We start from the raw sequence: 18,368 nt of genomic DNA, 5'->3' as shown, positions 1-18,368 counted from the left end.
CCGGCCTCATCTTTTAAATGCTTAAAGGTGCTGAAATTAACCTTAGGCTTCATCCTGCTTGTACTTGGCAGCAGTGTCCTTGATCAAGGTCTGTAACTCACCTTTTTGGTACATCTCGGTCAGGATATCGCAACCACCGACCAGCTCACCTTCAACCCACAACTGAGGGAACGTTGGCCAATTGGCATACTTGGGCAGTTCAGCACGGATATCAGGATGCTGCAAAATATCAACAAACGCGAACTGCTCGCCGATATTGATCATGATTTGCGCCACCTGAGAGGAAAAACCACAGCTGGGTAATTTGGGCGAACCTTTCATGTAAAGGATGATGGGGTTTTCAGCGATTTGCTGCTTAATTTTTTCAACAGTTTCCATTTACGTTCCTGAGTACGACACTATATTTGATTCACTATTGTACGCGAGAGAAACGCAGAACAAAATCACACTATTTGTAAGGTTATTTAGTCATTTGATTTTTCAATGATGTCAATCTGCTCAATCACTCAAACAATGATTCACTTCACAAATTTTATCGGTACAATAGGTGGCAGTGAGCAAGTCTGAAAATGATAAACCAAGTCCATGGAGAGATACTAATGGCTTTCGAATTACCTGCATTACCATATGCCAAGAACGCACTGGAACCCCACATTTCTCAGGAAACCATCGAATACCACTACGGTAAACACCACAACACTTACGTGGTTAAGCTGAACGGTCTGATCGAAGGCACTGAATTTGCCGGCAAGACCCTGGAAGAGATCGTAAAAACCTCCAGCGGCGGTATTTTCAACAACGCCGCTCAAGTTTGGAACCACACTTTTTACTGGAATTGTCTGGCGCCTAACGGCGGCGGCGAAGCCACCGGTGCTGTAGCCGAAGCTATCAATGCTGCTTTTGGTTCTTTTGAAGCCTTCAAGACTCAGTTCACTGAGTCTGCTGTCAACAACTTTGGTAGCGGCTGGACCTGGCTGGTTAAAAAGGCTGATGGCACTGTCGCTATCGTTAACACCAGCAACGCGGCCACTCCGCTGACTGATGCTTCAGTGACCCCACTGCTGACCGTTGACGTTTGGGAGCACGCTTACTACATCGACTATCGTAACGTTCGCCCTGACTACATGGCGCACTTCTGGCAGTTGCTGAACTGGGACTTTGTTAACCAAAACTTCGCCGGTTAATAATACTCATGAGTGCCTGAAAAGGAGCCTTATGGCTCCTTTTTATTGCCCATAAGCACTCTCCCGCAAGCCGACCGCACATCAACAAGCTCACCCTCCGGCAGCAATTCACAAGTGCAACTATTGCTTTTGCAACTATTTGCCTTTGTTTTTATTTATGTTTTTTGACATGAAGCATGAATTAGTGTCTAAGATTAATGGTAGGCAACTGCTAAAGACAGTTCCCTTCCCAGACATATTTGGCGTTTCAGGGGGTTTAAAATGGGCATATTTGAGCACTACCAACAGCGCTATGAGAAGAAACTCGATGAAGAATACACATTACAGGAGTTTCTTGATATCTGTAAGCAAGATCGCAGCGCCTACGCTTCGGCAGCAGAAAGACTGCTTATCGCCATCGGCGAGCCGGAAGTGGTCGACACTTCCAAGAATCAGGTTCTGAGCCGGATATTTTCCAACCGCTTAATCTCTCGCTATCCTGCGTTTAAAGACTTCTACGGTATGGAAGATGCCATAGAGCAGATAGTCTCTTACCTTAAACACTCGGCCCAAGGGCTGGAAGAATCCAAGCAGATCCTCTATCTGCTGGGACCTGTCGGTGGCGGTAAATCTTCGCTGGCAGAGAAGCTCAAGGCTTTGATGCAGCAAGTCCCCATCTATATTCTCAGCGCCGATGGAGTCAGAAGTCCGGTCAACGACCACCCTTTCTGCCTGTTTGATGCCGAGGAAGATGGCAAGTTGCTGCAGGAAGAATACCAGATCCCGACCCGTTACCTGCGCAGTATCATGTCGCCCTGGGCGGTCAAGCGCTTGCATGACTTTGGCGGCGATATCTCCCGCTTCCGGGTCGTTAAGGTATTCCCTTCGGTGCTGGATCAAATTGCCATCGCCAAGACTGAACCAGGTGATGACAACAACCAGGATATCTCTTCTCTGGTGGGCAAAGTCGACATTCGCCAACTGGAGCACTTTGCCCAGAATGATGCCGATGCCTACTCCTATTCAGGAGCACTGTGCCGTGCCAACCAGGGTTTAATGGAGTTTGTGGAGATGTTCAAGGCGCCGATCAAGGTGCTGCACCCACTGTTGACCGCCACTCAGGAAGGTAACTATAACGGTACCGAAGGTTTATCGGCCCTGCCCTTTAACGGCATTATTCTGGCTCACTCCAACGAGTCTGAATGGAGCAGCTTTAAAAATAATAAAAACAATGAAGCCTTCCTCGACCGTGTTTATATCGTTAAGGTGCCCTACTGCCTGCGCGTGTCGGAAGAGATCCAGATTTACCGCAAGCTTATCGCCAATTCAGAGCTGACCAAGGCGCCCTGTGCCCCAGGCACACTGGAGACCTTGGCTCAATTCAGCGTGCTCTCAAGGATCAAGACCCCGGAGAACTCCTCCGTCTACTCCAAGATGCGGGTCTATGACGGTGAAAGCCTCAAGGATACCGATCCCAAGGCCAAGTCTTACCAGGAATATCGAGACTATGCCGGGGTCGATGAGGGGATGCACGGACTGTCGACCCGCTTCGCGTTCAAGATCCTCTCCAAAGTCTTTAACTTCGACCACTCTGAAATTGCCGCCAACCCAGTGCATCTCTTCTATGTGCTGGAGCGGCAGATAGAGCAAGAGCAGTTCCCTTCCGATACCGCAGAAAGATATATGGAGTTTTTGAAGGGCTATCTGATCCCTAAATATGTTGAGTTTATCGGTAAGGAGATCCAGACCGCTTACCTGGAATCTTATTCGGAATATGGTCAGAACATCTTCGACCGCTATGTCACCTATGCCGACTTCTGGATCCAGGATCAGGAATACAGAGACCCGGAAACCGGCCAACTGTTTGACCGGGCCGCACTCAACGCCGAATTGGAGAAAATTGAAAAGCCGGCCGGAATAAGTAATCCCAAAGACTTCCGCAATGAGATAGTCAACTTTGTGCTCAGGGCCAGGGCCAATAATGATGGCAACAACCCGCAATGGACCAGCTATGAGAAACTCAGAACCGTGATAGAGAAGAAGATGTTCTCAAATACGGAAGATCTCCTGCCGGTCATTTCTTTCAACGCCAAGACCTCCACAGACGATCAGCGCAAACATGATGATTTTGTCAATCGTATGATGGAGAAAGGCTACACCAAGAAACAGGTACGCCTGTTGTCCGAGTGGTACTTACGGGTACGTAAGTCCTCATAGCTGTGCCCTTTCGGGGCTCTCGGGCCCCGGTATTTGCTTTGGGAGGTGCGTATGGCGAACTTTATCGACAGGCGGTTGAATGCCAAAGGAAAGAGCACGGTTAACCGTCAGCGGTTTATTAACCGCTATAAACAACAAATTAAAAAAGCGGTCAGTGATGCCGTCACTCACCGTAGCGTCACAGATGTCGACAAGGGAGAAAAAATCAGTATCCCCACCAAGGACATCAGCGAACCCGTATTCCATCAAGGTCGCGGCGGCGTCCGTGAGCGAGTGCATCCGGGCAACGACCAGTTTACCCGCGGCGACAAGATAGACAGGCCTCAGGGCGGTGGTGGTGGCAGCGGCAAGGGCGATGCCTCGGACTCAGGCGAGGGTCAGGATGACTTTGTATTTCAAATCTCCAAAGATGAGTACCTCGAGCTCTTGTTTGAAGATCTTGAGTTGCCCAACCTGCAGAAAAACCGCCTGAACAAACTGGTGGAATATCAAACTTACCGAGCCGGTTATACCAATGATGGTGTACCCTCAAATATCAATATCGTCCGCTCTTTGAGATCCTCTCTGGCGCGGCGCACCGCCATGTCCGCAGACAAGAAACGGCGACTGCATGAACTGGAAAACGAACTGGCAGAGTTGGAAAACACTCCGGGTGCCAGTGCCGAGCGGATATTGCAGCTCAAAGAGGAGATTGAAGAGCTTAAACAGCGCATCGCCAAGGTGCCCTTTATCGACACTTTCGATCTGCGCTACAACAACTTTGCCAAGCGGGAAGTGCCCACAAGTCAGGCGGTGATGTTCTGTCTTATGGATGTCTCCGGCTCCATGGATCAGGCCACCAAGGATATGGCGAAACGCTTTTATATATTGCTGTACCTGTTTCTGACCCGCACTTACAAGAATCTTGAGGTCGTTTATATCCGTCATCATACCCAGGCAAAAGAAGTGGATGAACACGAGTTCTTCTACTCCCAGGAAACGGGCGGCACCATAGTCTCCAGTGCACTGAAACTGATGCACGAAATTCAACAGGAGCGTTATCCGGCCAATGAATGGAATATCTATGCCGCCCAGGCATCCGATGGTGACAACTGGGCCGACGATTCGCCCACCTGTTATCAGATCCTCGAAACACAACTGCTGCCCGTAGTGCGCTATTTCAGCTACATAGAAATCACCAACAGGGCGCACCAGACGCTCTGGCGTGAATATGAAACCCTGCAAAAACAATTCGACAATATGGCGGTACAACATATTCGTCAGGCAGAGGATATCTATCCCGTATTCAGAGAGTTGTTCAAGAAGCAGGCGGTTTAGGGGGAAGCGATTATGAGCAAAAAGAAAACACGCCAGCCATTGAGTGACGGGCCTGAATGGACTTTTGAGCTGCTGGAAACCTATGAAAAGGAAATCGCCCGGGTCGCGGAGCATTATCGTCTGGGGACCTATCCCAATCAGATAGAGGTGATCACCGCCGAGCAGATGATGGACGCCTACGCCAGCATAGGCATGCCCATAGGGTATACTCACTGGTCCTTCGGTAAGCGTTTTATCGAAACCGAGCAGGGTTACAAGCGCGGCCAGATGGGGCTGGCCTATGAGATAGTCATCAACTCCAACCCCTGTATCGCCTATCTGATGGAGGAAAACACCCTCACCATGCAAGCCTTGGTGATAGCTCACGCCTGCTTTGGCCACAACAGTTTCTTCAAAAACAACTACCTGTTCCGCACCTGGACAGATGCCGGCTCCATCATTGATTACCTGGTCTTTGCCAAGCAATACATCAGTGAATGCGAGCGTAAATATGGCATAGATGAGGTGGAAAACCTGTTGGACTCCTGCCACGCCTTGATGAATTATGGCGTCGACCGCTACAAGCGCCCAACAGAAATTTCGTTTCGTGAAGAGCAGGCTCGCCAGAAAGAGCGCGAGGCCTATCTGCAAACCCAGGTCAACGATCTCTGGCGCACCATCCCCTCTCAGCAGACCAAGGAGGAAGCCAAACAGCAAAAACGTTTTCCGTCAGAGCCACAGGAAAACATTCTCTACTTTATCGAGAAGCACGCTCCGCTGCTGGAGCCCTGGCAACGGGAGTTGGTGCGTATCGTACGCAAGATGGGGCAGTATTTTTACCCGCAACGCCAGACCCAGGTGATGAACGAGGGCTGGGCCACCTTCTGGCATTACACCCTGCTCAACCACCTCTATGACGAAGGTCTGGTTACCGACAGATTTATGTTGGAGTTTTTACAGAGTCACACCAATGTGGTGGCTCAGCCCCCCTACAACAGCCCTTATTACAACGGCATTAACCCCTATGCCCTGGGGTTCAATATGTTCTGCGACATTCGCCGTATCTGCGAACAGCCAACAGAAGAGGATAGATATTGGTTCCCGGATATCGCCGGCAGCGATTGGTTGAAAACGCTGCATTTCGCCATGGAAAACTTCAAGGATGAAAGCTTCATCAGCCAGTATCTTTCCCCCACCATCATCCGCAAGTTCAAGCTGTTTGGTGTGCTCGATGATGAAAGCAAAAACTATCTGTCGGTATCTGCCATTCATGATGAACAGGGATACCGGGAGATCAGGCAAATTTTGTCTTCACAATATAACCTGTCCAATAATGAACCCAATATTCAGGTTCATAATGTCATGGTCAATGGCGATCGCTCGCTGACACTGAGGTATATCCCCAGCAAGGGCATCCCTCTGGCAGACAGTTGCCGGGAAGTACTCAAACACCTGCACCGTCTTTGGGGCTTTGATGTCACTCTGGAGCAGAAAGAAGATGATGGCGAGATAAGAGTACTGGCCTCGTGCCCGGACAGAAGCGAATTGATCTAGGCAGCTTTGGTCATAGAAAACCCTGGATAATAAAAAAGACCGCTAATAGCGGTCTTTTTTATTATGTGCCAACGGACCATCGGCAACTATTGATTGTCCTGGGCCATCTCCAGCGGCATGGCATCGCGCAGTTTCTGCCACATAATGCCACTGTCGATACCGTAAGCGCGCATCAAAGCAGGCACCTGGGTATAGTTTTTATCTTTAGCCAGGATTTCAAGCTTTTGATAGAAGACCAGTGCCAAGGCTCTTGCTTCCTGACTACTGAAGTAGTAGCGCCCGACTCTGGCATACAGCCCCTTGAAACCATTGAGGATCAGCACGTACAGCGGGTTACCTGATGAAAACGCCAAGGTGTGATGCAACTGGTAATCAAATTCGGCATAGGCCTCGGCATCATCTTCCAGCTCGTGGATTTTTGACAGCACTTCCACCGCCGTCTCGGGATTATGCCGCAATGCACCACGGAAGTAGATGGCACTGACATTGGTTCTGGCCGACAGCAATTGGTCAACCAATACCGGGAAACCTTCGGGATTCAGATCGGCAATGGTCTCCAAAATATTCAGGCCAGAGGTTTCCCAGAAATTATTCACCCGGGTGGGTTTGCCATGTTGAATCGTCAACCAACCGTCACGGGCCAAACGCTGCAGCACTTCCCTGAGCGTTGTACGGGTCACACCTATCAGCTCTGATAATTCCCGCTCCGCAGGAAGTATGGAGCCGGGGGGAAATTTATTTTCCCAAATTGAACGCACTATATATTTCTCTGCAAAACTTGCAGGTCCTTTGGCATTGATTATCATCAGCCCGGTTTTCCGATTGTTAGCATTATTCTGGCCACAGATCATACCAGAGCGACGAAAAATGAAAACCACCAGATCACTGATGAAAAATTCTACCCTGCCAAGCTCTCAATAACTGCTATAAAAGTGACCAGGTTCAAATCAGTTGTCACTGAATTTTGCGTTAGAGATCCGCTTTTTGAAATCCCTGTATACCCTAATCATTACATTGAGTTTATCTTTAGGCTAGACTGAACTACGCAAATTTTACCGTTCGTCAACCAAAGACGTAACTACCACACTTAATAACAGATTCACTTATAACAGATTAGAGAGGAAGACATGCCTGCTACACCGATTCAGGCTTTTATGAGTAACTTCTTGGGCAACTCGCCCAAGTGGTACAAGCTTGCGATACTGATTTTTCTTATCATCAACCCGATACTCTTCAGTATCAACCCCTTTGTTGCGGGCTGGTTTTTGGTCGTGCAGTTTATCTTCACTCTGGCCATGGCGCTTAAATGCTATCCTCTGCAACCCGGTGGTTTATTGGCGATTGAGGCCGTGTTTATCGGTATGACCAGTCCCAGTCAGGTACTGCACGAGATTGAAGCCAACCTCGAAGTACTGCTGCTATTGGTATTCATGGTGGCCGGTATCTACTTTATGAAGCAGTTGCTGCTTTATGTATTTACCAAAATGATCACCAAGGTGCGTTCCAAAATGGTCGTATCCCTAATGTTCTGTGTCGCCTCAGCCTTCCTGTCTGCGTTCCTCGATGCCTTGACAGTTATTGCGGTTATCATCGCTGTAGCAGTCGGTTTCTACTCCATCTATCATAAGGTCGCATCCGGTAAAGATTTCAGCGCCGATCATGACCATACCTCTGACGGGAATGACCAGCTTAACGCCCAAGAGTTGGAAGACTTCCGGGGCTTCCTGCGTAACCTGTTGATGCACGCCGGTGTCGGTACCGCCCTCGGTGGTGTGTGCACCATGGTCGGTGAGCCGCAAAACCTGATCATCGCCGCCCAGGCTAACTGGCAGTTCTCTGAATTCGCCTTGCGGATGTCACCTGTGACTGTACCCGTATTCTTTGCCGGTATCCTCACCTGTGTCTTGGTGGAAAAATTCCGTATCTGTGGTTATGGCGCCCAACTGCCAGACGCTGTACACAAAATTCTGGTGGAATTTGCCGCCCATGAAGATGCCCACAGAACCAGCAAAGATAAGATGAAGCTGGTTATCCAGGCTCTGGTCGGTGTATGGCTGATTGTCGGTCTGGCCTTCCACCTGGCATCGGTTGGTCTTATTGGTCTTTCAGTTATCATCCTGACCACAGCCTTCAACGGTATTACCGATGAGCACGCTCTGGGTAAAGCCTTCGAAGAAGCCCTGCCCTTTACCGCTCTACTGGCAGTATTCTTCGCCGTGGTGGGTGTGATTATTGACCAAGGCCTGTTTGCTCCTGTTATTCAATGGGCTCTCGGCTTTGAAGGCAATATGCAGCTGGTTATCTTCTATGTTGCCAACGGCTTGTTGTCCATGGTCAGTGATAACGTGTTTGTGGGTACCGTTTATATCAACGAGGTGAAAGCCGCACTGATTGATGGCCAGATCACCCGCGATCAGTTTGACCTGCTTGCCGTTGCCATCAACACAGGAACCAACCTGCCATCAGTGGCTACCCCTAACGGTCAGGCGGCCTTCCTGTTCCTGCTGACTTCCGCTCTGGCTCCCCTCATTCGTCTCTCTTATGGCCGCATGGTATGGATGGCACTGCCTTACACTATCGTGTTGTCCATTGTTGGTGTACTGGCAATTGAGACAGGTTTCCTGGAGCAGATGACCCAATACTTCTACGACTCAGGCATGATCCTGCACCACAGTGCCCAGGAAGTGCTGGGTAAAGGTGCGGCCGTAGGCCATTAGTCTATGTATTGACTGAACCTTTTGGTTTCAGTAGAGTCCAAAAAACGCCCCTCTAGGGCGTTTTTTTATGGGTGTCATATCCATCTGAGGAGTTATCCCACCTCGCCTTGGACTGATGGGTAATCAATGGAGAATAGTTTTGACAGCAATGATACGTTTCGCCCACTCCCACATGGCCTGGGGAATTCTGGCGCTCAGCGCCCTGTCTCTGGAGCTGGCTGCGTTGTACTTTCAACATGTGATGCAGCTCGAGCCTTGCGTCATGTGTATCTACCAGCGTTTGGCCGTATTGGGATTGCTGCTAGCCGGCATCATAGGCTTTCTTGCGCCGAGTGTACGTCCAGTGCGACTTGTGGCGGCCTTGCTGTGGGGGGTAAGCGCCAGTTGGGGGCTGAGATTGGCCATTGAACTCAACGATATGCAGCAAAACCCATCGCCTTTTTCCACCTGTTCATTCCTGCCGGACTTCCCCTCCTGGATGCCACTGCATGAATGGCTGCCTTCGGTATTTATGCCAACAGGTATGTGCACCGATATTCCCTGGAGCTTTATCGGCATCACTATGTCACAGTGGATGATTGTTGCTTTTGCCACATATCTGGTAGCACTGCTGCTCTATGTTGTACCTATTCTGAGCAAGAGCCGTAACTAGGTATTCAATTTTAGCTAGCGGGTTTCCTATAAACATAAAAAAGCCAAACAATCGTGTTTGGCTTTTTACTCTTGATGCCTGGATGAAATCAATCCAAGTCCTTCAGTGGCCAGAGTACAATATGATCTTCAAGATCGCGCACTTTACTCTCGCAAAGCGTCTTGCCCTTCACCGACATCCCTACTTCGTGCATCGCATCCTTGGAGCCGGTCAAAAGTGGATGCCAGGAAGGCAATGGCCGCCCCAGATACAGACGCCGATAAGCACAACTATCCGGCAGCCAGTCCAGCTCACCGATATTCGTCGCCGTCACCGCGGTGCACAAAGGCACAAATTCAAAGCGTTTTTCATAGTGAATGCAGCTGCAGTCTTTATCAGACAACAATTTGCAGGCCGCATTGGTATAGTAAAGCTCATCGGTTTCATCATCGATGAGCTTATTGAGACAGCATTTCCCACAGCCATCACAGAGAGACTCCCACTCATCCTGAGTCATTTCGGACAGGGTCTTGGTTAACCAGAAGGACATAAATTTGTTGGTTCGTTCTTGAAAGCTTGCGTGATGGCTATTTTACACTATTTCCGGGGTGGATACTTGATCCGCTCGGAAAGATAAGCCGCCGCCAAAGCGAAATAGTCTGAATTTTGCCAGCTTCGCAAGGCGCGGTAGTTCTGGTATACCAGATAGTGCCTTCCTGTGACACCATCTGGCATGATCAATGAAACTTGCATATCGGTCCGGCCAGGCAGATCGCCGCCATCGTAACGACGAACGCCCAACTGCTGCCAATGGCTGAAACTCGCCTGATAATCCACCCCGAGTTGGCTGTTCTCTATGGACTCGGGCGCTTTGACCTGGCGTCCCCAGGTTTGGGTGTCATCCCAGCCCGTTTGCTGCAGGTAGTTGGCCACAGATGCCAAGCCATCGGCAAAGCTGTTCCAGATATCGACCTTGCCATCACCGTCGCCGTCGCTGCCGTATTGCAGATAGGCACTTGGCATCAATCCTAAAGGCCCCATGGCACCGGTACTCGAGCCCTTGAGCTCGTTAAAGTCGAGCGATTGTGACGCGAGAATTTTCAGTGCCGCAAAAAACTCATCGCGGTAAACCTCTTGTCCCTCATAGGCCAGTGACGCCGTCACGGAAAGCACAGGATAACCGCCCTGCTGATTGCCAAAATCTGACTCGAGCCCCCAAAGGGCCAGAATAAACCTGGGCTGCACCCGATATTGTTTACCAAGTTTGACCAGCAGCGGTCGATATTCTTCGGCCAGTACCCGACCCTTTACCACCATCTCCTCACTGATCGCCTTGGGGATATAGTGCTCCAGATCCTTTGGCGGTTCGGGGGCTGTCTTGTCATCATTGGAGGCCTTTTTAAACAATTTTATCTGGCTGAAGGCCTTATCCAATACGAGTTGATCTATCCCTTGCGTTGCTGCGTCCTGTTTTAATTTATCAAGATACAGCTCAAAACTGCCTTCGGTCGCTGCACAGACATTGGTCAGCGACGCGCCCAGCAGCGAAATAAACACCAGGGAAAGTCTATCCATAAAACGCGTTATTCCTTAAGCAGAATGATCATCCAGGCCCTTGCTGCGTCTCAGCTCCTTCAGCATATCCACCTGCGGTGGCGGCAATTGCAAATAATAGCCCTTTTCCGCCAGTTCTGCTTTGACCTTGTTGATATCGGCGATACCCAGTTGCAGCCTTTTCTGCAGCGGCAACAGCATTACCAGTTGTGGCGGCCCAAATACCTGCATCAAGGGAGCAGGTACATCATCAAACTGGCCTTTCTTGTTGACGAATAAATAGGTGTCGGCTTTTTTCAGGCTCTTATAGACAGCACAGATCATAATTGTATCAATTTCCATGGGTTCAAACTTGCCACTCATCGGGGCACACTATAACATGGACGCCTTGGAATATAACGCTGTCACGCAATCTGACTGCTCATTTTCTGGAGAATGACGCCGGGATGCCAAAACCTAGTCTAGAGCTAAAGGGCTCTTCTTTTACGCTCTCTGTACTTCATATCAATACCCCAGATCTGGACGCCCTTTTTAAAGAGCTCGATGGCAAGCTCGCCCAGGCTCCCCAGTTTTTCCTCAACGCTCCACTGGTGCTCAACTTAAGTCAGGTCAACGGCACGGACATAGATCTCAAAGGGCTGCGCCAGGGACTGACCGAAAGACAACTGGTGATAGTTGGTGTGACTGCCGCCGATAAGGCACTCAATGAAGCCGCCAAGGCGCAGGGATTGGCCAGCATCAAAGCCGGGAAACAGTCGGAATTGCCACCGCCCCCCCCGAGAGTCACCAAGATAGTCAAACAAAACGTGCGCTCCGGGCAACAAATCTATGCCAAAGACGGTGATTTAATCGTTTTTGGTGCAGTAGGGAATGGCGCAGAAGTCATTGCAGATGGTAGCATTCATGTATACGGGGCACTGCGTGGTAAGGCAATGGCGGGAGCCAGCGGTGATAAACATGCCGTGATCCTGGCCCAGTCCATGGAAGCTGAACTGGTTTCGATTGCGGGACAGTACTGGTTGACTGAAAACCTGCAGCAACACTGTACCGCCAAGAGTGGTTGTATCAGGCTCAGCGGTGAGTCATTAATCGTTGAATCGCTGCCCGGATAAGGCAGATGGAAAGGATAAAATAGAACATGGCACAAATTATTGTTGTCACCTCAGGTAAAGGCGGTGTGGGCAAAACCACATCGAGCGCGGCTATCGCTACCGGCTTGGCGCTTAAAGGACACAAGACTGTTGTTATCGATTTTGATATCGGCCTGCGTAATCTGGATTTGGTCATGGGCTGTGAGCGTCGGGTTGTTTACGACTTTGTCAATGTCATCAACGGCGAGTCCAATCTGAACCAAACGCTGATCAAAGATAAACGCTGCGATAAACTGTTCGTTTTACCGGCTTCCCAAACCAGGGACAAAGATGCCCTGACCAAAGAAGGTGTCGGCAAGGTACTTGATGATTTGAGCAAAGACTTTGACTACATCATCTGTGACTCTCCGGCAGGTATTGAAACCGGCGCCATGATGGCACTCTATTTTGCCGATATCGCCATAGTGACAACCAACCCTGAGGTCAGCTCGGTCAGAGACTCAGACAGGATCCTTGGCATGCTGCAAAGCCGTAGCCGTCGTGCCGAGCAAGGGCTTGAGCCCATCAAGGAATATCTGCTGCTGACTCGCTACTCCCCTGCCAGAGTGAAAACCGGCGAAATGCTCAGTGTGGAGGATGTGCAGGAAATTCTCGCAATACAACTGCTCGGAGTTATTCCTGAGTCTCAGGCAGTGCTCAAGGCTTCCAACTCAGGGGTGCCGGTGATCATAGATCACGACAGCGATGCCGGACAGGCCTACGAGGACACTGTGGCTCGTCTGCTGGGTGAAGAGCTTCCGCTGCGCTTCGTCGCGGAAGAGAAGAAGGGATTCCTTAAACGAATATTTGGTAGCTAAATTATGTCATTACTCGATTATTTCAGAAGCAGCAAGAAAAGCAGCACCGCGGCAACCGCCAAGGAACGTTTGCAGATCATCGTTGCCCATCAACGCGGCGAGCGCGGGGCACCGGATTACTTTCCGCAGATGAAGCAGGAGATAATTGAAGTGATCCGCAAGTATGTGCACATCTCCGAAGAGCAGGTATCTGTGCAGCTGGATCAAAACGATGACAACCTGTCGGTACTCGAGCTCAATGTAACTCTGCCGGACCGCCCTTGATGCAAGCTTTTTCGGTAAAAAGCAAAGGGTATCAAGAGCATACATTTGAAGCCAAAGTATGAATAAAGCATCTATGTAAAGTACTGCTGCAGTCACAAAAAGGCGCTCTTGGGCGCCTTTTTACTTTTATCAACCAGGTTCAGAGTGCCAGCTTGGCCAATTTGTCAGCCACCAGCTGGCCACGCCAGCCCAGCAACACCAAGGGGGTGGGCCCCTGTTTGCCGTCCCATACCCACTCAAGATATTCGTGAATATGACGCTTGGATCCAAGCAACTCCATAGGCACACTTTCGGATTCAGCAATCTCGGTCAAGCACTGCTTAATGCTCTTGAAGGCGCTCTTATATCCCGGCTTGAGAGCCAACACATCCAAGGGCTCCGGCAGATTGCTCATATCCGCCTTGGCCATGACCTTGAGCACATCCTTGGCGTAGAGACGCTTTTCATGATCCGTCAGCTCTTTCATGGAAAGCACATCATTGATCCCTCTTGGCTGACGCTTAGCCAAGCCTATAAGGGCATGATCTTTCATGACAAAACCCAGCGCCATGTCCTTTGCCAACGCTTTACGCAAACGCCAGGCCGCCAGCACCTTGAGCACAGCCAATTGTGGTGTACTCAACTGAAAGGCGTTCTTGACCCTAAGATAGGCTGTGTCTTCATCCGGCGCGTCCAGACGCCCTTCTGTCATACGCTGGCTTTCTTCCAATACCCACTCGAGCCTGCCCTGCTGCTCCAGTTTCTGCTGCAGTTGAGGATAGAGTTGGTAGAGATAATAAACATCATTGGCGGCATAGCTGAGCTGCGCTTTAGAAAGTGGTCGTTTCAACCAGTCGGTGCGGGACTCGCCCTTGTCGAGCTCCACTCCCAGGCACTCATGCACCAGCTTGGCATAACCCAAGCCATGGCCCATGCCGGCAATGGCTGCCGCCAGTTGGCTGTCAAACAAAGGCTTGGGCTGACATTGGCCTTGGCGGGCAAACACTTCCAAGTCTTCACTGCAGGAATGCAACAACTTGGTGATCTTCTCATCGGTCAGCAAGGCCCAAAATCCCGACAGATCCGAGATGGCCAAAGGATCTATCAGAGCCAGGGTCTTGCCGTCATAGGCCTGAATGAGCCCTAAACAAGCATAGTAAGTGCGGGTGCGTACAAATTCGGTATCCAGTACCAGCAATTTAGCCTCGCGATACTGTTCCACCAGCTGCGCCAGAGTGGCGTCATCTTTTACATACAGGTAATCTTGCAAATTCAACTCCCATCCTGCGCGAGTTTCCAGGTCCCGGAAACACAAGAGCCGGCTGGCGCCGGCTCTCTATATTATGCAGATTTGGCCTCATCTCTGAGTTCTCTGCGCAGGATCTTTCCTACGTTGGTTTTCGGCAATTCGTCCCTGAATTCTACCAGCTTCGGCACCTTATATCCTGTTAAATGATGGCGACAGTGCTTGATAAGCTCCTTCTCGGTCAAAGATTTGTCTTTTGCCACCACAAAAATCTTCACCAGTTCACCACTGACCTCATGCGGCACGCCCACGGCGGCCACTTCAACCACCTTGGGATGCAAGGCCACCACCTCTTCCACTTCATTGGGGAAAACGTTGAAGCCGGAAACCAGGATCATATCCTTCTTGCGATCGACAATATAGAAAAAGCCTTTTTCATCCATATAGCCGATATCGCCTGTGGCCAGCCAACCGTCTTTGTCGATCACTTTGGCGGTTTCTTCCGGACGTTGCCAGTAGCCCAACATCACCTGAGGCCCCTTGGCAAAAAGTTCGCCCGTCTCACCCTGAGGCAATACCTGACCGTCATCACCCCGCACTTGAATTTGCGTCGAAGGTGCAGGTAAGCCGATAGAGCCGTTGTAACCGGCCAGATCGTAAGGGCAGCAAGCGACCAGAGGTGAAGCTTCGGTCAGGCCATAGCCTTCGAGCAAGCGAGTCTTGGTGATGTTCTGCCATTTGTCAGCCACGGCGCGCTGCACCGCCATACCGCCACCAATAGAGAGTTTGAGGCGGGAGAAGTCCAGAGCGGCAAACTCTTCGCTGTTGACCAGGGCGTTGAACAGGGTGTTCACCCCAGTGAGAGCAGTGAAAGGTGTTTTCTTGAGTTCGGCCACAAATCCCGGGATATCCCTGGGATTGGTGATCAGTAAGTTATTGGCGCCTTTATGCAGGAACAACAAACAGTTCACCGTTAAGGCGAAAATATGGTAAAGCGGCAAGGCGGTTACCACAAACTCCTTGCCGTCGTTGAGCAAAGGGGCATAAGCACCGTTGGCCTGCAATACGTTGGCAACTATGTTGCCATGGCTGAGCATGGCGCCCTTGGAAACCCCAGTGGTACCGCCGGTATACTGTAAAAAGGCGATATCGTCACTCTTGACCACAGGCTTAACATACTGCGCCTTTTTACCGGCCCGAAGCGCCCGGCGCATAGAGATGGCGTGTGGCAGAGAGTATTTGGGCACCAGACGTTTGATATACTTCACCACAAAATTAACCAGGGTACGCTTAGGCGCACTCAAGAGATCGCCAAGCCCTGTGATAATCACGTTTTTGACCGGAGTTTGATCGACCACTTGCTCCAGTGTGCTGGCAAAGTTGGACACCACCACTATCGCCTTGGCGCCGGAGTCGACCAACTGGTGCTTGAGCTCTCTTGGGGTATAAAGCGGATTGACATTGACCACTACCATGCCGGCCCGCAACACACCAAACAGGGCGATGGGATATTGCAGCAGGTTCGGCATCATGATCGCCACCCGATCGCCCTTTTGCAATTTGAGATCATTTTGCAAATAAGCGGCGAAGGCACGGCTGCGCTCTTCCAGTTTTCGGTACGTCAGGGTTGCGCCCATATTGACGAATGCGGGTTGGTCGGCATAGGTATTGACCGCTGATTCCAACATCTCCAGCAAGGAAGCATAGCGGCTGGCATCAATTTCGGCAGGCACGTCGGCAGGCAAACTGTTAATCCAGGGCTGGTCCACAAATCTCTCCTAAAATTCCGTCTTCAGCGGAAACGACTCTCTCTGTCGTTAAAGCCCGCAGCGTCTGCGGGCAAAGCACTGAGTATTTTTATAAAGTTCTTATTAAGGCCTTTGGCCTCGACTCTTGGTAGTTAACTTTCGCGCCGCAAAAATCATACGGGCGTTTAAAATTTTGATCATCATCACATAAAAGCTTTTATTTGCCTAGTCCCCCGGATTGGATTTTCTACCTTGGAGAAATCCGGCCAGAGTTTGCGCTACCTCATCGGCGTTCCCCATATGTAGATGGTGATCCCCTGGTAGTTGTACTATCTGCAAATCCCTGTACCAGGCGCGGGCCTGAGGTAAACTCTGCACCAGTCCAGGAAATCCCTGTTCACCCGTGATAAGTAAGCTGGGGATGGCGATCCCCTGCATCAGGGATGCTACCTGCTCAAAACAAAGTCGCATCGGCGAGTCGAGCCGCAGCCTTGGGTCACTGCGCCAACTGGCACCCTGTGCATCAATTTGCATATTGCGCGTCACCAATAATCTGGACCAGGGCTCGGCCAATCCGGTCAACTGCACTCTGGCTTTGATGGCCGGCTCGATACTGTCATAAACCACTTGGCTACGTTTGCTGCCGAGCATACGCTTGTGGGCAGCAAAGCTTTTTCTCAGCCTGGGTTTGGCCTGCTCCACCGCCTCATAGAGAGGAGCGAAGGCTTCAATCAACAGCAACTTATCGACTCGTTCAGGAAACGCTGCAGCATAAGCACTGGCAACGATCCCCCCAAGGGAGTGCCCCAACAGAGTGACTGGTGCATCGCCGGCCAAGTGGTCCAGCAGCAGCTCAAGATCATACAGATAATCAATCCAGTGCAGCGGATAACGCCCTGGCCTGTGACCCGATAAACCATGTCCAGGCCAATCAATGGCAAGAATACGATAATCATTCATCAGCTTCTCGGCCAAAGGGGCAAAGCTGTTACTGTTATCCAGCCATCCATGCAATGCCAGTAACAGCGGCTTATCTTCCGCTCCCCAGCATTGGGCAGCCAGCGTGAGGTGCGGCAGCGGGATCTTCAGTGCTTTTACGGGGGCGGAAGGTTGCCACATAATGCCTCTGTTGTCAGTGTATCAGTTCGCTTTTTTGATAAATTTGAGTGTCATACGGTCACTTTCTCCTATCTTGAGATAAGTGTCCCTGTCCTGCTCACCCAGTCGCAATGTTGGCGGCAAGGTCCAGACGCCTTTGGGGTAATCCTTACTGTCCCTGGCATTGGCGTTGATCTCACTGCTGGCTTCCAAGGTGAAGCCGACCTTTTCTGCCAGTGCTATCATCTCATCCTGCATCATGTAGCCGCTGTCAGGGCCGTTACCGGCTTTGCCCCTGTGCTCAACCACACCAAAGACGCCGCCATCTTTAAGCACATTAAAGGCAGCCTGAAACACGGTTTGCAGTTGCCCCTGACTGGCCCAGTTATGCAGGTTTCTGAAAGTGAGTACAGCATCCGCGCTGGCATCTTCTCCCAGTTTTACCTGTGCGGGAGGATCCAAAACCACCAGTTCGATTTTGCCAAGCTCTTTGGGGTGGGCTTGCAGCCATTCTAGATAACGCTTGCCCGCTTTGGCCCGATAACGGCTGCCCGGGTTGTCTTCTTGCGGCGCTGTGTTGAAACCGGCGGCAATATACTGCCCCTTGTCCGCCAACATAGGCGCCAGGATTTCTGTGTACCAGCCGCCGCCTGGCCAGAGCTCAATTACGGTTTGCTCCGCAGTGATCCCGAAAAAAGCCAGTGTCTGCTCTGGATGACGATATTGGTCGCGCTCGACATTGGCTTCCCGGCGAAAGTCACTGTTAACCGCCTCCAGCAAAGCCGGTTCGCCGGCCTGCACTGCACCGCTGCCAAGCAGCATGCCAGCCACCAGCAAAGCCTTGCCAAGCGGCGTTGCCAGCTTGCGATTAAATTGCTTGTATTCCATTTCCCTTCTCCTTTGAATGTGGATTTATGCTGCGGCAACAGACCCGCCGAAACGACTTTTTGGCA

The 18,368-nt window shown here is 50.7% G+C and carries 18 protein-coding genes; 9 read left to right on the top strand and 9 right to left on the bottom strand.

What is annotated here, in order from left to right:
* Positions 1–42: 42 nt before the first annotated feature.
* Entirely contained in the window at positions 43–378 is a 336-nt protein-coding gene (locus tag N512_RS0120250) for a Grx4 family monothiol glutaredoxin (RefSeq protein WP_025011618.1), read from the bottom strand.
* A gap of 221 nt (positions 379–599) precedes the next feature.
* Between N512_RS0120250 and sodB the strand changes: the two genes are divergently transcribed.
* The 4 genes from sodB (at position 600) to N512_RS0120230 (ending at position 6,230) form a co-directional block, all read left to right on the top strand.
* Positions 600–1,184, top strand: a complete 585-nt coding sequence (gene sodB / locus N512_RS0120245) for a superoxide dismutase [Fe] (protein ID WP_025011619.1) — start codon at positions 600–602, stop codon at positions 1,182–1,184.
* 261 nt (positions 1,185–1,445) lie between these two features.
* Complete coding sequence (locus N512_RS0120240; RefSeq protein ID WP_025011620.1) at positions 1,446–3,380, top strand: PrkA family serine protein kinase; 1,935 nt, start codon at positions 1,446–1,448, stop codon at positions 3,378–3,380.
* A gap of 51 nt (positions 3,381–3,431) precedes the next feature.
* The gene (locus N512_RS0120235; RefSeq protein ID WP_028781485.1) at positions 3,432–4,697 is read left to right on the top strand and encodes a YeaH/YhbH family protein; all 1,266 of its coding nucleotides are present in this window, start codon (positions 3,432–3,434) and stop codon (positions 4,695–4,697) included.
* Positions 4,698–4,709: 12 nt separating this feature from the next.
* A complete protein-coding gene (locus N512_RS0120230) occupies positions 4,710–6,230 on the top strand; it encodes a SpoVR family protein (RefSeq protein ID WP_025887758.1) in 1,521 nt (506 codons plus the stop codon).
* A gap of 86 nt (positions 6,231–6,316) precedes the next feature.
* Here N512_RS0120230 and fadR read toward each other — a convergent pair whose 3' ends face one another.
* Positions 6,317–7,036 carry a fatty acid metabolism transcriptional regulator FadR gene (gene fadR / locus N512_RS0120225; RefSeq protein ID WP_028781484.1) on the bottom strand — a complete coding sequence of 240 codons (720 nt, stop codon included), beginning with the start codon at positions 7,034–7,036 and terminating at the stop codon, positions 6,317–6,319.
* A 321-nt stretch (positions 7,037–7,357) separates the two neighbouring features.
* Here fadR and nhaB point away from each other — a divergent pair, with 321 nt between their 5' ends.
* Both nhaB and dsbB read left to right on the top strand, forming a co-directional pair.
* Complete coding sequence (gene nhaB / locus N512_RS0120220; RefSeq protein WP_025887756.1) at positions 7,358–8,947, top strand: sodium/proton antiporter NhaB; 1,590 nt, start codon at positions 7,358–7,360, stop codon at positions 8,945–8,947.
* A gap of 139 nt (positions 8,948–9,086) precedes the next feature.
* Positions 9,087–9,599, top strand: a complete 513-nt coding sequence (dsbB, locus tag N512_RS0120215) for a disulfide bond formation protein DsbB (RefSeq protein ID WP_028781483.1) — start codon at positions 9,087–9,089, stop codon at positions 9,597–9,599.
* Positions 9,600–9,687: 88 nt separating this feature from the next.
* Here the strand turns inward: dsbB and N512_RS0120210 are convergent, their stop codons facing one another.
* The 3 genes from N512_RS0120210 to N512_RS0120200 are packed head-to-tail and all read right to left on the bottom strand — an operon-like array spanning position 9,688 to position 11,456.
* A complete protein-coding gene (locus N512_RS0120210; protein ID WP_028781482.1) occupies positions 9,688–10,128 on the bottom strand; it encodes a YcgN family cysteine cluster protein in 441 nt (146 codons plus the stop codon).
* A gap of 47 nt (positions 10,129–10,175) precedes the next feature.
* Positions 10,176–11,153 carry a lytic murein transglycosylase gene (locus N512_RS0120205; RefSeq protein WP_028781481.1) on the bottom strand — a complete coding sequence of 326 codons (978 nt, stop codon included), beginning with the start codon at positions 11,151–11,153 and terminating at the stop codon, positions 10,176–10,178.
* A 15-nt stretch (positions 11,154–11,168) separates the two neighbouring features.
* A complete protein-coding gene (locus tag N512_RS0120200) occupies positions 11,169–11,456 on the bottom strand; it encodes a YcgL domain-containing protein (protein WP_028781480.1) in 288 nt (95 codons plus the stop codon).
* A 122-nt stretch (positions 11,457–11,578) separates the two neighbouring features.
* On the opposite strand from N512_RS0120200, the gene minC reads away from it, so the two are divergent.
* Genes minC through minE form a run of 3 tightly spaced genes read left to right on the top strand, consistent with a single transcriptional unit; the run spans position 11,579 to position 13,344 of the window.
* Positions 11,579–12,244 carry a septum site-determining protein MinC gene (gene minC, locus N512_RS0120195; RefSeq protein WP_028781479.1) on the top strand — a complete coding sequence of 222 codons (666 nt, stop codon included), beginning with the start codon at positions 11,579–11,581 and terminating at the stop codon, positions 12,242–12,244.
* A 26-nt stretch (positions 12,245–12,270) separates the two neighbouring features.
* Positions 12,271–13,080, top strand: a complete 810-nt coding sequence (gene minD, locus N512_RS0120190; RefSeq protein ID WP_025011627.1) for a septum site-determining protein MinD — start codon at positions 12,271–12,273, stop codon at positions 13,078–13,080.
* A 3-nt stretch (positions 13,081–13,083) separates the two neighbouring features.
* A complete protein-coding gene (gene minE / locus N512_RS0120185; protein WP_028781478.1) occupies positions 13,084–13,344 on the top strand; it encodes a cell division topological specificity factor MinE in 261 nt (86 codons plus the stop codon).
* Positions 13,345–13,483: 139 nt separating this feature from the next.
* On the opposite strand, the gene rnd is transcribed toward minE, so the two are convergent.
* The 4 genes from rnd to N512_RS0120165 form a co-directional block, all read right to left on the bottom strand.
* The gene (gene rnd / locus N512_RS0120180; protein ID WP_037475779.1) at positions 13,484–14,593 is read right to left on the bottom strand and encodes a ribonuclease D; all 1,110 of its coding nucleotides are present in this window, start codon (positions 14,591–14,593) and stop codon (positions 13,484–13,486) included.
* A 71-nt stretch (positions 14,594–14,664) separates the two neighbouring features.
* Complete coding sequence (gene fadD, locus N512_RS0120175) at positions 14,665–16,338, bottom strand: long-chain-fatty-acid--CoA ligase FadD (RefSeq protein ID WP_028781476.1); 1,674 nt, start codon at positions 16,336–16,338, stop codon at positions 14,665–14,667.
* A gap of 204 nt (positions 16,339–16,542) precedes the next feature.
* Complete coding sequence (locus N512_RS0120170) at positions 16,543–17,436, bottom strand: alpha/beta fold hydrolase (RefSeq protein ID WP_028781475.1); 894 nt, start codon at positions 17,434–17,436, stop codon at positions 16,543–16,545.
* A 21-nt stretch (positions 17,437–17,457) separates the two neighbouring features.
* Complete coding sequence (locus N512_RS0120165) at positions 17,458–18,303, bottom strand: class I SAM-dependent methyltransferase (protein ID WP_025011629.1); 846 nt, start codon at positions 18,301–18,303, stop codon at positions 17,458–17,460.
* Between the last annotated feature and the right edge of the window lie 65 nt (positions 18,304–18,368).

This window comes from Shewanella sp. 38A_GOM-205m, from assembly GCF_000518445.1.
Taxonomy (GTDB): Bacteria; Pseudomonadota; Gammaproteobacteria; order Enterobacterales; family Shewanellaceae; genus Shewanella; species Shewanella algae.
This window is presented reverse-complemented; position numbering and strand designations above follow the sequence as displayed.